Source organism: Noviherbaspirillum sp. (assembly GCF_035254865.1).
Taxonomy (GTDB): Bacteria; Pseudomonadota; Gammaproteobacteria; order Burkholderiales; family Burkholderiaceae_D; genus Noviherbaspirillum.
The window spans coordinates 97439-111863 of sequence record NZ_DATFAF010000004.1 but is presented as its reverse complement, the minus strand read 5'-3'; the positions used below and the strand labels follow the sequence as shown (position 1 = coordinate 111863).

Below are 14425 nucleotides of genomic sequence, written 5' to 3'. Positions count from 1 at the left end.
CGCATCGGAGCGCGCATCTGGGCGGCGGTGGCCTGCGGCGCGCTCGGCATCGGCCTGCTGTCGCTGGCCAAGCCATCGCATGCGGCGGGGGATGCGCAGCAGGCGGCCTGGCTCGGCAATCTGCTGGTGTTCGGAGCGGTGCTGTGCGAAGCGTCTTATGCGGTGATCGGCAAGAAACTCACCGCTGTGCTGAGTCCCAAGCGCATCAGCGCCATCATCAATCTGTGGGGCTTCGCGCTGATGACGCCGCTCGCCCTGTCCATGGCGCTCGGCTTCGGCTTTGCGGCTGTGAAGCCCGGGATATGGCTGCTGCTGGTGTTTTACGGACTGGCCGCGAGCGTCTGGACCGTGTGGCTGTGGATGACCGGGCTGAAGTCGGTTCCCGCCGCGCAGGCCGGCGTGTTTACCGTGATGCTGCCGGTGAGCGCTGCGCTGGTCGGCGTGCTGGCGCTCGGCGAGACGCTGACCGGCATCCAGATGGCCGCCTTCGCCGTCTCGCTGGCCGGTATCCTGCTCGCCACTGCACCGGTGCGGAGTTCGGATGCTGCGCTGTCCCGTCAGGCCGGCAGCACCGGGAAGCGGCAGGTTTAGCGCATCCGCCGCTGCACAACCCGCATCTTTACTTGTACTCTTTCTCCTCCCACCACGGGAAGAACGACGGCATGTCCTGCGATACCTTGTTGGTGAATTTCGCCGGGCGCTTTTCGAGGAAGGACATCACGCCTTCCTTGGCATCCGGTGCGGCGCCGCGGGCGTAGATGGAACGGCTGTCGATGCGGTGCGCGTCCATCGGGTGTTCCGCGCCGAGCATGCGCCACATCATTTGCCGTGTCAGCGCAAGCGAGACCGGGGCGCAGTTGTCGGCGATCTCGCGTGCCAGCGCGCGGGCCGTGGGAAGCAGGTCTTCCGCCTTGCACACCTGTTGCACCAGCCCGCCTTCAAGTGCTTCCTGGGCTGAAAACACCCGGCCGGTATAAGTCCATTCCAGTGCCTTGCTGATGCCGACCAGGCGCGGCAGGAACCAGCTTGAGCAGGCTTCCGGCGTGATGCCGCGGCGGTTGAAGACGAAGCCGAAGCGCGCATCCTCGGAGGCAATGCGTATGTCCATCGGCAATTGCATGGTGACGCCGACACCGACGGCTGCGCCGTTGACGGCGGAAATCACCGGCTTGAGGCATTCAAAGATGCGCAACGATACGCGCCCGCCGCCATCGCGCACCGACGCATGGCTCCAGTCCACCTCACCGTCCGGCGTGCGCGGCGTGCCTTGCTTGTCGGGCCGGTCTTCGCGCGCCGCGAAGTCGAAGGTCTTTGCGCCGGACGATAGGTCCGCGCCGGCGCAATAGGCACGGCCCGCGCCGGTCACGATGATCGCGCGCACCTCGTCGTCCGCGTCGGCCTTGTCGAAGGCGTCGATCAGCTCCAGCATCATGGTGCCGGTAAAGGCATTCAGCTTTTCGGGGCGGTTCAGCGTGATGGTAAGAATGTTTTCCTGGATGTCGTATGTGATTGTCTCGTAGTGCATCGTTTTTCTTTTCCGTTCAAGTAATGGAGGCCGCTTTTCATCATAAATCGAGGGAGGAAACGGTGTGCGGTGGCACCGGTGCGCCGACCGCCCGCTTCAGCGCCGCCCGCGCCAGCAGCCGTGTCGAATCCAGCGTCGGCAATGGTGAATTCGCATCATGGATAATCAACGGGATCTCGGTGCAGCCGAGCACAACTGCGTCACATCCCTGGTCCTTCATGCGTGCAATCACTTGCTGGAAGCATGCAATCGACTCCGGCCTGAAAACACCAAGCACAAGTTCTTGCATGATGATGCGTCCGATCTCGTCGCGTTCGGCGCTGGTCGGGCGCACAAACGCGATGCCGCGCGCCGCGAGTTTTTCCGGATACACATCGCTGTCGACGAGCCAGTGCGTGCCGGTGAGGCCGACGCGCCGGAAGCCGCGTGCGACCGCTTCTTCCGCAACGACTTCGGCGATGTGCAGCCACGGCAACGGCGATTGTGGTTCGACATGGGGGAATGCCTGATGAATGGTGTTGTCGGGGCAGATCAGGAAATCGGCACCGGCCTTGGCGAGCTTGTGCGCGGAGGAGAGCATCAGCTCGGCGACACCATGCAAGTCGTGGCGCTCCAGGCAGCGAACGTAGTCGGCGAGCGAGTGCGTGTGCATCGAGATTTCGGGATGGGCGTGCGGACCGAGAAGCCGCGCGCCTTCGGTGCATATGGTGCGATAACACAACGCTGCGCCTTCGGCGGAGCAACCGATAATACCGATGTGATGAATCATGATTTGATCCTTCAATGCGCGACGGTTCCCGTGATCATAGCAAAGGCGGAAGTGCAGTGCGGCATTCGACCAAAGGTTTCACATACTTGACATTCTTGGCTGCGGAATCGATCGCATCAAACAATGATGCATGGCAGACGCGACACTGATGCAGTGTATCGATCAATAGCGGTGCAATCGCTCTCCTGCGCGAATCTGTTCGCACCACGCGGCAATTCTTCCTGCAATAAAAATTCCCCGACGCCGTCTTGCTCGCGCACGCCGTGCGTGCATCAACCACGCGGGTTCGACATCCATCAAGCCACCCTGATCGGCACTGCCTATATTGGAGCGGGGCTGCCGCATTTGCCGGCCTTGCCGTAACGACTGCGCCTCGCTCGGCAATGCCGTGTGTCATGAGTGGATCGGCATGCGCCGCGCAACGCAAGTCCGCGGCAGTGTCGGCGAAGCCCCTTCATCCTTGATCTTCCAGACAATCTTGAAAGGAGTATGGTCGATATGACTAACGCAACTACGAACGAAACAGATACCCCTTCGGTCCCGCGCTCGCTGACATCCGCATTTCGCCGGCTGGGCGTGGCGGCACTCGTTGCCGCTGCACTGGCCGGTGGCGCGACCTCGTCCGGCGCCACCAACGGGCCGGCGCTGTTCGAGATGGTGCGCTCGCCCGGCATCGTCAACGCCGGCTGCCTGCCGAACGCAAGAGCGACCGTCACGATACTGCCGCAGGGGCCGGTCGAGGTGATGTCAGTGTTGGTGCGAGGGCTGCCGCCAAGGACCGGGTTCGATTTCTTTGTAATCCAGGTGCCGAACGCGCCGTTCGGCCTGTCATGGTATCAAGGAGATATCGAAACCGATGCCAACGGAAACGGACATGCGACATTCATCGGTCGTTTCAATGAGGAGACCTTCATCGTCGCACCGGGCGTGGCCGGGGCGCCTTCGGTACACAACAATGCCTTCCCCGATGCGACCTCGAATCCGCAGAGCGGTCCGGTGCACACCTACCACCTCGGCATGTGGTTCAACTCGCCGCAAGATGCCGCCGCTGCCGGTTGCCCGAGCGCCGTGACGCCCTTCAATGGCGAACACAATGCGGGAGTGCAGGTGCTGAACACCAGTCAGTTCCCTGATGCCGCAGGTCCGCTGCTGAAAGTCAAACCCTAACGTACCCTAACGCGCGGCGAGGCAGCATGAACATTGTCCAGCCGGAGCGTACACGTTTCACCGTGTGCGGACATGCAGTACAGGGGGCCAGGCTCTGCCGCCGACCATTATCGAGTCTGCTCCCTGCCGAAATGGGCCTTTATGCCGCGTCCTGCGCACGTGCGAGGCGCGTCTCCATCCAGGTCTGGATCTTCGCGAAAATTTCCTCGCGATTGAGCTCGTTGAAATTCTCGTGGTAATTGTCCGGATAAAAATGGTATTCCAGCAGATCGGGGCGGACCGTCTTTAACATCGCCGCAACCGCCTGCGCGTCGGCCAGCTTGTCATTGCCGGCAACCACGGCGAACATCGGATACGGCCACGACGACAGCTTTCCTGTCAGTCCTGCCTGGGCCTGCGCCAGTTCATTCGCGAAGCGGAACGTCACCTCGGTCGCGCGGATATCATCCTTCTCGTCCGCATAATGCCGCGCGGTGATGTCGGGATCGTGGGTCAGCGCGTCGGTCAGGGATGCCAGCGGCACTTTTGCCTTGGGCATGAGCCTGGCCAGCACGGTGGACAGCGAGACCAGCAGTGCCGGCACCTTGATTGCATTGACGTAGTAGGGCGAGGAAATGATGAAGCCCTTGATGTCGCGATCGCGCGGGAAGCGGGTGAGGCCGAGCCAGGTGCTGATCAGCGCGCCCATCGAATGGCCCATCACGAAGATCGGCAGGCCGGGGTAGCTGCGCTGCACCCATTGCAGGAACAATTCTCCGTCATCCAGAAAGTTGTTGAAGGAAGGAATGTCGACGCGCTTCTTGCGGTCGTGGCCGCACATGTCGTAGCTCACCGTGGCGAAGCCCTTGTCACGGAAATACAGCGCCGGCGTGACATAGTCTCCCGCATGCGCCATGCCGCCGTGCAGCGCGAGGATGACCGCTCGCGGCTGCTTCGGCTCCCAGATGTGGATGCTGCGCTCGATGCCGTCGCTGCATGCGAGCGATGCCAGCCTGTCCTCGGAAAATCTCATTGGTCACCCCGGATCATGTTTGCTCAGAACTTTCAACTCGGCGAGCGGGCCGCACGAGGGCTGCACGGTACGCGATATTATGCGCGCGGCGGGAAAATGCCTACCGTCAACGCTTGATTCTCCCGGCCAACGACTTGTCTTTGCGGGCCATTCTCGAATTATCTCAGATCAAGATATTCCGTTTCCACTGCCAAGCGGGACTGGCGCGCAGGGAAAAATCGGCTGTAATTGTCTTATGGACGACCGTTTTGCCATGCCGCGTCGCAAGCGGCGGGAAGACCGGGCCGGCATTCATTTTATCGACGCGGGAAACGCGGCATTCTGCCTGTTTCCGCGATATTGTTTTTCCCATCTGACAGAGGGAGTTTTACCATGCAACCCCGTCTTCGCAAGTTTTCTTCCCTGGCATTATCGATCGGCTTCGCGCTGTTGCTGGCCGCATGTGGCGGCGGCGGATCGTCCGGTTCGCCGGGTTCGTCCACGCAGGCCGCATCCACCATCACCTCCGCCAATGCCAGCGATGTGGCCGCGCAGGCCTACGCTGCCTCCGATGCGCTCAACAGCCAGGCCGTCGCGGGCGGCACCGCCGGCGCCGATCTTGTGACGGCCGTGTCGGTGCAGACGCCGATGCCGACGACCGGCCTGATCGATGCCGGCCTCCAGCAGATGTACCGGGTGCTCGCGCACAAGCCTGCCGACATGGTGCTCGGCGTGATGGGCACGGGAACCATCACCTGCAGCGGTGGCGGCATGATGACCGGTTCGTACAACATGATGAACGCGAACATGGTCTCGAACGGCGATACGCTGACCGTCACCAGCAGCGGCTGCCGTGAAGGCATGCATCAGTTCAATGGCGGGCTGACCATCGCCTTCAGCAATATCAGCGGCTTGCCATCGTCCATGGGAGCGTGGAACGCGACGATGAGGATGACGCTCAACAATTTCTCCGTCATGCAGAACAACATCACGGAGACGGCCAACGGCGACATCAGCCTGAACTATGGCCAGAACCTGTCCGGAACACGGGCTTTCACCGTCAGCGGCAGCTCGCTGCAGATGAGTACGACACGGGGTGGAGCGATGGTGACGCGCATGCTGACGAACTACAGCTATGACGCCTCCGTGACTTCCGCCAACCTGTACACCTATCGCTGCGACTACACGCTGACGGGCGACCTGCCGCGCATAGGCAACAATGTTTCCTACACCGTACGCACAATGACCCCGTTCCAGCAGCAGGGCGGCCTCTATCCGAACCAGGGCGTGATGACGGTGAGAGCGAGTGACGGCACCAGCCTGACCATGACGGTGCGCGACGCCACGAGCGTGCAGATCGCCATCGACAGGAACGGCGACGGCATCGTCGATGAAACGATCGTCAAGACCTGGACCGAGCTGAGCGCCTTGATCTAGCAGGCTGTTGAAAAACTAGCCGATCCTGGGGCCTGCGGTGCTCTGCGTACAGGCGTACGCGTGCGCTCCTCGGCCCCAGTCGCGGCCCGCTCGCTACGCTATTGAACAGCCTGCTGGCACTACTGCTTGCCGCCGCTCGGCGCTTCGCCCGCCTTGGTGTTGGGCGCGGCATCCGGCGCCGAGGTCGCGGGCGGCAGGGTGACTTCCTTGTATTCGCGGTAGATGCCGCCTTCGGACACGCTGCCGCTGGTGACGCCTTCGTCGCGCGTGCGGCGCTGGCAGGCGTCGCGTTCTTCCGCGGGCAGCGCTTGGCAGCGGGCGAGCGCGTTCTGATCGTAAGTGGTCTGCGCGTCGTTGAGCTGTCCGTGCCGCGCTTCCGCCCTGGCGGCGGCGGCTTCGCGCAGGCATGCCGCGCGGTCCTGGCTCGGCGGTGCCTTGTCGCAGGCCGCGCGCTCGCTCTGGTAACGCGCCTCGATGTCGGATGACTTGCTGCCTTGCGCCGGCGCGTGCGCAGATAGGGCGGCGCCCATGACAAGAACGGCAAGGGAAATCAGCTTGCGGACAGTGCGGACATCGCCGCTGGTTGGCATTGCATTGGGCATGTGGACCTCCATGAAGCGGGACGCCGGCGGTCCGTGGTGGCGAGGCCGTGCCGCGCGTCGATCAATGCTTCTTTCTCATGGTAGGGCAGCTTGTGGCCGAGGAGAATGCCGCATTCTTGATCCAGGACAGCTTGCGGCGAACGCATCGCTGCCGGCGCGAATCACGAGGCCTTGCCGTCCTGCGGTGGCTGCGCGGCGAGGCGCTTGTTCTTTTCGGACAGCGTACGGATCAAGCCGTCGATGCCGCCATTGGCGATCTCCGCCGAGAAGCTTTCCTTGTAGGTTTCGATCAGCCATACGCCCAGCACATTGACGTCGTACACCTTCCATCCATCCGGTGTCTTGTACACGCGATAGGTGACCTGGACCGGATCGGGATTGCGCGGCTGCAGCACGTCGAAGCGGACTTCGACTTCGGTGGCGCCCGGCTCGGCGCGCAGCGGTCGGAACACCACCTTCTGGTCGCCCACCTGGGACAGCGCGCCCGCATAGGTGTACATCAGGAGCGCGCGGAATTCCTTGGTCACTTGTGCGCGCTGCTGCGGCGTCGCTTCACGCCAGTGGCGCCCGAGCGTGAGCTCGGTGGTGCGCTCGAAATCGATGTGCGGCAGGATCAGATTGTCGACCAGTTGATGGATGCGGCGCCGGTCGCCGGCCTTGATCGCCTTGTCCGTCCTCGCGGTATCCAGGACTTCCATCGTGATGCGCTTGATCAGGACATCCGGCGCTTCTTCAGAAGGCGCCGGCGCGGCGAAGGCAAGTGTGCCCAGGGCCAGTGTGGCCAGGAAAACCAGTTTCGTGAGTATCTTCATCATTTCTCTTCAATCCGCCAAACATGATGCCTGACAACACCAGCACCGAAAAGTTTTGGCCAAGCGGTCGATCTGTTCCAGCGATGCGGACCAGCCAAGGTTTTGGCAGTGGAGAAAGGAAGCCTTCACGTGAATGACAACAGGGTCAAGACGATGGGGCCCGCCAAAGTCAATTGTACCCGCGCAAGTGCATGTACATGTTGACTTGTTCGTGATTAAGTACATCGAGCATGCTCACGTGATAACGCAGGTGCGCCGCACGCAAGCGGCCTTGCGCCTGCGCCGCGTTTGCCGTTGCCTGCTCGAGCGACGCGGCGCTGGCCTTTCTTTCGCGGAACAGGCGGTCGAGTTCGCGTTCGGCGGCGATCAAGGCAAGACCGAGCGTCTTCGTTTCCGACTGCATCTGTTCGAACAAGGCCTGCGTCTTGCGCTTCTGTTCATCGCTCAGGTCGAGCGGCGCTGCCAGTTCGAGCACATGCGCAGGCCCTGGATAGCCGTTGAGCTCCGCCGGCAGCGCGAGCGCCATGCCCTTGCCGGCACGCAGATCGTTGAGTTGCTGTTCGGACAGCGCCTTGATGCTGCGAGCCTGCATGCCGGCGTAGGGCGAATGCGCGTGCGGCATGGCCGGCGAGGGCGCATCCGGCGCCGCCTGCGGATGCATGTGCTGCGCCCAGGCGGGAATCGAGGAAATGGCGAGCGCCAGTGCGAAGATGAGGGTTTTCATGCGGTGTCTCCTTCATGCGGTGAGCGTGCATTATTGCCCGGCAGCTGGGCGGCGCATATGATTGCAATCATATGGTAAAAAAATCATTCATACCCGATGATGCGCCCGCGGCGACATCCCTGCCTGCCTGTTTCGCCAATGTGAAACCGGAGATGCGCCACCTCCAGGCCGGCGACATGCTGTTTCGTCAGGGCGACAGATCCTTCGGCATGTTCCGGCTGGCGACAGGCCGCGTTCGCCTGTTGCGGACGACGCCGGGCGGCGCCGACATGCCGATGCACACCGTGCGCGCCGGCGAATTGTTCGCCGAGGCTTCGCTCTTTTCAGAGCGCTACCATTGCGATGCCATCGCGCTGCAGCGCTCCGAGGTGCTGGTCTATCCCAAGGCCGCCTTGCAAGGGGCGCTAAGGCAGGATCCGGACGCGCTGTGGGCGTTCGCCGCCGAACTTGCGCAGCGCGTGCAGGGCCTGCGCACCCGGCTGGAACTCAGCCGCATCCGCTCGGCGCCAGAGCGCGTGCTGCAAGCCTTGCGGCTGCGTTGCGACACGAGCGGGACATGGAAGTGGGACGCGACGCTCAAGCGATTTGCGGAAGAAATCGGGCTCACGCACGAGGCCTTGTACCGTGCCTTGGCGGTGCTGGAACGCGAGGGCCGCATCGCGCGGCACAACGAAGAACTCAGGCTGCGTTAGCAAGCTGTTCTGGATCAAGCAAAATCATTTTTCCTCTCTCGATCGGTGTGCCAAACGGCAAGAAAGCGCGTTAAATGCCGAATGAACTACGTGTGTTTGAACAATATCGGCAACATCGTATTTCACGCTCCGCTCAAGTGCGCGATCCGCACGGAAAACAGGAGGTCGACATGGCCAGTTACTACGTGAACAGACATGCTGAAGCGAACGGCGATCACGAAGTGCACAAGCACGACTGCCCTCGGTTGGCGCTTGCGGACGACAAGCAGTTCCTGGGCGACTTTGTCTCCTGCTACGGAGCCATGGCCGAGGCGCTACGCCTGTATCCCACCGCGAACGGTTGCATCGACTGCGCGCCGCACTGCCATTCCTGATTCGGGCCGACACCGCTGATGCAGCAAATGCCATGCGCCGGGAAGGCGAAGGCTTTGCCGCATTCATTGATGCATCCCGGCGGAGATCAATCGCTCTTCGCGCTCGCCGGTGCCGCATCCACCACGTGCTGACGCACCGCGAGCGGCAACACCGCACCGACCACCTGTCCAATGCCGTCGCTGGCGCCGAGCGCGACATCCTTGATGGTCTTGATCGCCAGCTTGCCGATCCTGCCCACACCCTCGATGCTGCCCTCGGCCGCACGCCGCGCCGCCGTGCCGGCGTCGGCGCCGACCGATGCGACATGCAGGATGATCGCGTGCGCGGTTTCGGCGGACGCGGTGATGACGTCGCCACCCACTTCATGCACGCCCAGCACGATGCCCTTGGCCACGCTCTTCATGCTCGCGGTCAGATCGAGGCCGAGCTGTTCCACCGCCTGAATCGCGCCGCGCACGACATCGTGAATGAGCTTGGTTAGCTGATGTGCGGCGCTGCCGCCGGCCTTCAGCGCATCCGCCACCGTGGCCTTGACCACGATCACGATATCGGCGTCGATCGCCTTGGCGCCGGACAGACGGCGGACAATGCCTTCCCTGACCGCGTCCGCCGCCGCGCTTGCGGGCGCGTGCTGCTCATGGTCGGCATGGCCGTCATCCAGTTGCACAGGACTTTCCTTTGCGTCGATTGCACTCATGCGGTTTCCTTTTTAGTCGTTGAGGGAAATGCGTCGGGCCGGCGCCAGAGACGCTGCGGCCGACGGTCAATAAGACGGGGTTAACTTTCGTCGGTCGAGCCCCGCAGGAGCTTGATCCATCTCACGCGAACCGGATGCAAGACGGTGAAAATACAACAGCTTGCGGCAGGGAAAATGCATGCCGGAAAAGCAGGCACCAGAGATTGAGGCGATTCAAATCCGCGCCCTGATGCGGCACAAGCCGGGGCTCGCAAGGTCAATACAGGATGTCGTTACGGGATGTGGCGTTTTCACGCGAGGAGGTGCAGATGGAAGAGTGCGCTGACTGCAAGGCGCTCGACGGCAAGAATGCCGTCGTCTCGCCGCATGCCAACTTGCTGCTGCACTCGCAGGCGGGCATCAATTTCGGCGGCACCGCCACCGGCCATATCGAGTATTACGTGTGCCACGCCTGCGGCGCCCGCTGGGAACGCAATGTTGCCCGCAGCGAGCCGGGCGCGGTGTGGCGGCACACCGCGCGACGGCTCGACTAGCCCGGATTGCGCTTGACGAAGAACAGCGCCGCGCCGACCGCCATCAATACGCTGCCGAAGAACATGTTCTGTTTTTTCACCGCATGCGCGTTGCGGAAAAAGCGCTGCATCGAGGACGCCGCGAATGCGTAGCCGTGCATCACCGCCAAATCGACCGCGCACATGGTTGCCGCCAGGATCAGCAACTGCGGCAGCAGCGGCGCATTGTGCGCGATGAATTGCGGCAGCACCGCGACCATGAAGATGATGCCTTTCGGATTGGTGGCATTGGTCAGGAAACCGGTCAGCAGGCGCTTGCGCAACTGCGGCACTTCGGTGCGCGCCGTCATCGGAGCGCGCTGGAGCTGGTCGGGTTGCACCTGCACCTTGGCGCGCCACTGGCTGAAACCGAGATAGATCAGATATAGCGCGCCGACCGTCTTGACCACGTTGAAGGCGACTTCCGACGCCAGCAGGATGGAACCGACGCCGGCACCGGCGATGAACAGCACCAGCAGCAGCCCGAGCTGCAGGCCGAGGATGGTGCCGGTCGTCTTCCTGACGCCGTAGGCGAGGCCGTGCGACATCGACAGCACCGCGCCCGAACCGGGGGAGACGGCGATGATGCAGGCGGCGACGAGAAAAGTGATCCAGGTAGTGAAGCTCATGCGTGTTCCGGGTTTGACTTGTGAAGACAAGATTATGCAACGGCGCGCGCAATCCTGCCGACGCGGCTTGACCCTGGAAACCAAGACTTGACCCTGGAAGCCATGCCCTGTTTTTCCCTCGGATAGCTTGTCGGGGATCAAAGTTGGTGATGATTGCAATGATATTTTCTTCCAAGGAATAGTTTCGCGGACGCGCAAACTGCCTGAAACCCCGCCTACAAAAATCGTGGAGACAACATGCAACTCGCCAATATCAAGGAAAAAATCGCCGCCTGCCTGGAGAAGAACCTGGAAACGGACAAGCAAAAGCTCATGTCCGACACCCCTTTTAGCGAGCTCGACTACGATTCGCTGACCATGGCCGAAGTCATCTTCATGCTGGAAGATGAATTCAACGTGAAATTCGACAACCTCAGCAGCACCGACTATCCCACCAACCTGACCGAACTCGCCAAACAGATGCTGCAACTGATGCCGGCCGCATCCATGCTGCATCCCGAGGCACAACAATGCTAGCCAGGCAGGGGCGGCGCGTTGCCGTCACCGGCATCGGCCTGATGACCTGCGTCGGCGAGACGCCGAACACCTTCTTCCAGAACCTGATGGACGGCGTTTCCGGCATCCGGCGATCGGCCAGATTGCCCGAGACGCACAAGGTCGGCGGCGTGGAATTCGATTCCAGCCGCCATTTCAGCAAGATCCAGCTGCTGTCGCTGGATCGCGTCTCGCAGATGGCGATGGTGGTGTCCGACCGCGCGCTCGATGCGGCGCGCCTCAAGCCGGAAGACACCTCGCGCTGCGGCGTGTTCCTCGGTACCGGCATGGGCGGCGCCGAAAGCCTGGAGAACGCCTACTGGAATTTCTTCAAGGCCGAGCAAAAGAAACGCCTGCTGACGGTGCCGCTGGCGATGAACCACGCGCCCGCCTCGCAGATCGCGATGCGGCACGGCATCCATGGCGAATGCCAGACCTTCTCCGCTGCCTGTTCCTCATCCTCCATCGCCATCGGCGACGCCTACCGTCGCATCAAGGACGGCTATCTGGACACGGTGCTGGCCGGCGGTGCGGAATGCATGCTCACACCCGGCGTCATCAACGAATGGCAAACGTTGCAAGTGCTGGCCACCTCGCAGGGAGAACCCTCCACCGGCTGCCGTCCCTTCAGCAAGGGGCGCACCGGTTTTCACATCGCCGAGGGCGCGTGCATCGTGGTGCTGGAAGAAATGGACGGCGCGATGCGACGCGGCGCGCGCATCCTGGCCGAGATCATCGGCTACGGACTGAGCAACGACGCCTCGCACATCACCAAGCCGGATGAAGCGGGGCAGAGCAGGGCCATCGAAGCAGCGCTGTGCGATGCGCAAGTCGAACCGCAGGATATCGACTACATCAACGCGCATGGCACCGCGACCCTGGTCGGCGACGTGGTGGAGACGCGCTCCATCAAGCGTGTGTTCGGCGACTATGCGCACGCCATTCCGGTGTCCTCCACCAAGTCCTCGCACGGCCACGCGATCGGCGCCACCGGCGCCATTGAATTCGCCGCCTCGGTGCTCGCCATGCAGCATCGCGCCGTGCCGCCCACCGCGTTCTGGCAAGAGCGCGATCCGGATTGCGATCTGGATTACGTGCCGGGCAAGGGGCGCCCGGTCGATCGCCTCAAGACCGTGATGTCCAATTCATTTGCCTTCGGCGGCAACAACGCGGTGCTGGTCGCGCGCGCCGTGGAATAGATCAAGCAGTGCGGCAGGGAGAAGGCCGGACCGGTTTGCGGAATGTACAACCGGATCCGGCCTTGCGCTGCTTGTTGCTGATGGTCAGTAGGGGCGCGTCCCGTATCGAGGTCTGACCAATGCCTTGTCAGGTCTTGTCGCTGTGGCGGGCTGAAAATAATCGGCGTATTCTTTTATACTTCACATATTCGTCTCCTTGCCCAAGCCGCCAATCACCTGCCAGCGCAGCGCGGCTGAACATCTCAAAGCTTATTTCCGCGAAAGGCCACCGAATGAAGCCGCGCATTTCCGTTATTACCCTGGGTGTCGACGATCTGGAACGTGCCGTGCAGTTTTATCGCGACGGGCTTGGCTTCGCGTCCGAAGGCATTGTCGGCAAGGAATTTGAATACGGAGCAGTCGCGTTTTTTGATTTGCAGGCTGGGTTGAAGCTGGCCCTTTGGCCGCGCAAGAGCATTGCGCATGACACCGGCCTTGCGCAAAGCGCACCCTGCGAAACTGCGCTGACATTGGGACATAATGTTGGCTCGAGAGAGGAAGTCGACGCCGTGATGAGGCAGGCCGAGTTGGCCGGGGCAGTTGTCGTCAAGCCGGCTCACGAAACTTTTTGGGGCGGCTATGCTGGCTACTTTCAAGATCCGGACAAGCATCTGTGGGAGGTGGTCTGGAATCCGCAATGGTTGCCTCAGGACTGAGGTTTAAGGTCGCTACATACTGACTCCATCGATGAAATCCATGAATCAGCAGGTCAAACTCAGGAGCGAAACCGACGCCGATGCCGACGCCGACGCAATAAGCGAGGTGACAGTAGCTGCATTCAAGACCCTGGAGATCAGCAATCACACCGAGCAGTTCATCATCGCGGCGTTGCGTGCGGCCCAGGCTCTCACGGTATCGCTCGTCGCAGAAGTGGATGGCCGGGTGGTTGGTCATATTGCCTTTTCCCCCGTGACCATTTCGGACGGCACACGCAACTGGTACGGCCTTGGGCCGGTTTCAGTCCAGCCAGCGTATCAGCGGCAGGGCATAGGCAAAGCACTGATACAGGAAGGGCTGTCACGATTGAAAGCGATGCATGCTCAAGGCTGTTGTCTTGTCGGACATCCCGATTACTACAGGAAGTTCGGATTCAGAAACATGCCGGAACTCGTGCTTGAAGGAGTGCCACAAGATGTTTTCTTCGCGCTGTCATTCGACGGTCATACCCCACATGGCACTGTCACTTTCCACGACGGATTCAAGGCCGGTGGCGTGACGCTCTAGTCTGACCTTGCTCGCAGGGAACATATGAACATGGAACAGCCAACAGTCAAGGGCCTGCGCCCCGACACCGAAGTCATGACGACGCAGCGTCTTCCCTATTTCATTGGCATTTCGGGCCAGACGGTCGGCGCCAAGGGCTTGTCGATGCATGTCGTCGTCATTCCGCCGGGCGGTCGTGCGCAGCCGCACATCCACATGGGTTACGAAACCGGCATCTATGTGCTCGAAGGCAAAGTCTGTACGCGCTGGGGCGCGATGCTGGAAAATGAAATCGTGAGCGAGGCGGGAGACTTTCTCTTCGTGCCGCCCGGGGTACCGCATGAGGCGATCAACCTCAGTGAAATCGATGCGGCACGCGCCATCGTTGCGCGCAACGACCCGGCCGAGCAGGACAAGGTGGAGCCGTATACCGGTAACACAGTATTGCCCTAGCAGGCTGCGCGGACCGATTTTTGGGT

Annotated in this window: 19 protein-coding genes; 11 read left to right on the top strand and 8 right to left on the bottom strand. The window is 61.8% G+C overall.

Features of this window, described 5'->3' with window-relative positions; all coding sequences use genetic code 11:
* A partial coding sequence (locus VJ651_RS01315; protein ID WP_324105692.1) for a DMT family transporter occupies positions 1–591 on the top strand: 591 nt, incomplete at its 5' end.
* 28 nt (positions 592–619) lie between these two features.
* Here the strand turns inward: VJ651_RS01315 and VJ651_RS01310 are convergent.
* Positions 620–1525 carry a crotonase/enoyl-CoA hydratase family protein gene (locus VJ651_RS01310; protein ID WP_324105691.1) on the bottom strand — a complete coding sequence of 302 codons (906 nt, stop codon included), beginning with the start codon at positions 1523–1525 and terminating at the stop codon, positions 620–622.
* 40 nt (positions 1526–1565) lie between these two features.
* Positions 1566–2294, bottom strand: a complete 729-nt coding sequence (locus VJ651_RS01305) for an aspartate/glutamate racemase family protein (RefSeq protein WP_324105690.1) — start codon at positions 2292–2294, stop codon at positions 1566–1568.
* A 498-nt stretch (positions 2295–2792) separates the two neighbouring features.
* Here VJ651_RS01305 and VJ651_RS01300 point away from each other — a divergent pair, with 498 nt between their 5' ends.
* Positions 2793–3461 carry a hypothetical protein gene (locus tag VJ651_RS01300; protein WP_324105689.1) on the top strand — a complete coding sequence of 223 codons (669 nt, stop codon included), beginning with the start codon at positions 2793–2795 and terminating at the stop codon, positions 3459–3461.
* Between the two features lie 139 nt (positions 3462–3600).
* Here the strand turns inward: VJ651_RS01300 and VJ651_RS01295 are convergent, their stop codons facing one another.
* The gene (locus VJ651_RS01295; protein ID WP_324105688.1) at positions 3601–4473 is read right to left on the bottom strand and encodes an alpha/beta fold hydrolase; all 873 of its coding nucleotides are present in this window, start codon (positions 4471–4473) and stop codon (positions 3601–3603) included.
* Positions 4474–4845: 372 nt separating this feature from the next.
* Here VJ651_RS01295 and VJ651_RS01290 point away from each other — a divergent pair, with 372 nt between their 5' ends.
* Entirely contained in the window at positions 4846–5889 is a 1044-nt protein-coding gene (locus tag VJ651_RS01290) for a hypothetical protein (RefSeq protein WP_324105687.1), read from the top strand.
* A 119-nt stretch (positions 5890–6008) separates the two neighbouring features.
* Here VJ651_RS01290 and VJ651_RS01285 read toward each other — a convergent pair whose 3' ends face one another.
* The 3 genes from VJ651_RS01285 to VJ651_RS01275 form a co-directional block, all read right to left on the bottom strand.
* Complete coding sequence (locus VJ651_RS01285; RefSeq protein WP_324105686.1) at positions 6009–6491, bottom strand: hypothetical protein; 483 nt, start codon at positions 6489–6491, stop codon at positions 6009–6011.
* 161 nt (positions 6492–6652) lie between these two features.
* Entirely contained in the window at positions 6653–7303 is a 651-nt protein-coding gene (locus VJ651_RS01280; RefSeq protein WP_136418065.1) for an MlaC/ttg2D family ABC transporter substrate-binding protein, read from the bottom strand.
* Positions 7304–7472: 169 nt separating this feature from the next.
* Positions 7473–8027, bottom strand: coding sequence for a hypothetical protein (locus VJ651_RS01275; protein ID WP_324105685.1), 555 nt, complete (start codon positions 8025–8027; stop codon positions 7473–7475).
* A gap of 152 nt (positions 8028–8179) precedes the next feature.
* Between VJ651_RS01275 and VJ651_RS01270 the strand changes: the two genes are divergently transcribed.
* On the top strand, positions 8180–8719 hold the full coding sequence (locus VJ651_RS01270; protein WP_324105684.1) for a Crp/Fnr family transcriptional regulator: 540 nt from the start codon (positions 8180–8182) through the stop codon (positions 8717–8719).
* A gap of 170 nt (positions 8720–8889) precedes the next feature.
* A complete protein-coding gene (locus VJ651_RS01265) occupies positions 8890–9093 on the top strand; it encodes a hypothetical protein (RefSeq protein WP_136417979.1) in 204 nt (67 codons plus the stop codon).
* A gap of 86 nt (positions 9094–9179) precedes the next feature.
* Here VJ651_RS01265 and VJ651_RS01260 read toward each other — a convergent pair whose 3' ends face one another.
* Positions 9180–9791 carry a hypothetical protein gene (locus VJ651_RS01260; RefSeq protein ID WP_324105683.1) on the bottom strand — a complete coding sequence of 204 codons (612 nt, stop codon included), beginning with the start codon at positions 9789–9791 and terminating at the stop codon, positions 9180–9182.
* Positions 9792–10099: 308 nt separating this feature from the next.
* Here VJ651_RS01260 and VJ651_RS01255 point away from each other — a divergent pair, with 308 nt between their 5' ends.
* Positions 10100–10324, top strand: a complete 225-nt coding sequence (locus VJ651_RS01255) for a hypothetical protein (RefSeq protein WP_324105682.1) — start codon at positions 10100–10102, stop codon at positions 10322–10324.
* On the opposite strand, the gene VJ651_RS01250 is transcribed toward VJ651_RS01255, so the two are convergent.
* Positions 10321–10971, bottom strand: a complete 651-nt coding sequence (locus VJ651_RS01250) for a LysE family transporter (RefSeq protein ID WP_324105681.1) — start codon at positions 10969–10971, stop codon at positions 10321–10323. The genes VJ651_RS01255 and VJ651_RS01250 overlap by 4 nt on opposite strands.
* Before the next feature lie 237 nt (positions 10972–11208).
* Between VJ651_RS01250 and VJ651_RS01245 the strand changes: the two genes are divergently transcribed.
* The 5 genes from VJ651_RS01245 (at position 11209) to VJ651_RS01225 (ending at position 14399) form a co-directional block, all read left to right on the top strand.
* Positions 11209–11487 (top strand): acyl carrier protein, encoded by a 279-nt coding sequence (locus VJ651_RS01245; RefSeq protein ID WP_136417975.1) that lies wholly within the window; start codon positions 11209–11211, stop codon positions 11485–11487.
* Positions 11481–12704 carry a beta-ketoacyl-[acyl-carrier-protein] synthase family protein gene (locus VJ651_RS01240; RefSeq protein WP_324105680.1) on the top strand — a complete coding sequence of 408 codons (1224 nt, stop codon included), beginning with the start codon at positions 11481–11483 and terminating at the stop codon, positions 12702–12704. Before VJ651_RS01245 ends, VJ651_RS01240 begins: the two co-directional genes overlap by 7 nt.
* A gap of 272 nt (positions 12705–12976) precedes the next feature.
* The gene (locus VJ651_RS01235) at positions 12977–13399 is read left to right on the top strand and encodes a VOC family protein (RefSeq protein ID WP_324105679.1); all 423 of its coding nucleotides are present in this window, start codon (positions 12977–12979) and stop codon (positions 13397–13399) included.
* A 40-nt stretch (positions 13400–13439) separates the two neighbouring features.
* The gene (locus VJ651_RS01230; RefSeq protein ID WP_324105678.1) at positions 13440–13967 is read left to right on the top strand and encodes an N-acetyltransferase; all 528 of its coding nucleotides are present in this window, start codon (positions 13440–13442) and stop codon (positions 13965–13967) included.
* Between the two features lie 24 nt (positions 13968–13991).
* Positions 13992–14399 carry a cupin domain-containing protein gene (locus tag VJ651_RS01225; protein WP_414691279.1) on the top strand — a complete coding sequence of 136 codons (408 nt, stop codon included), beginning with the start codon at positions 13992–13994 and terminating at the stop codon, positions 14397–14399.
* The last annotated feature ends 26 nt before the right edge of the window (positions 14400–14425 follow it).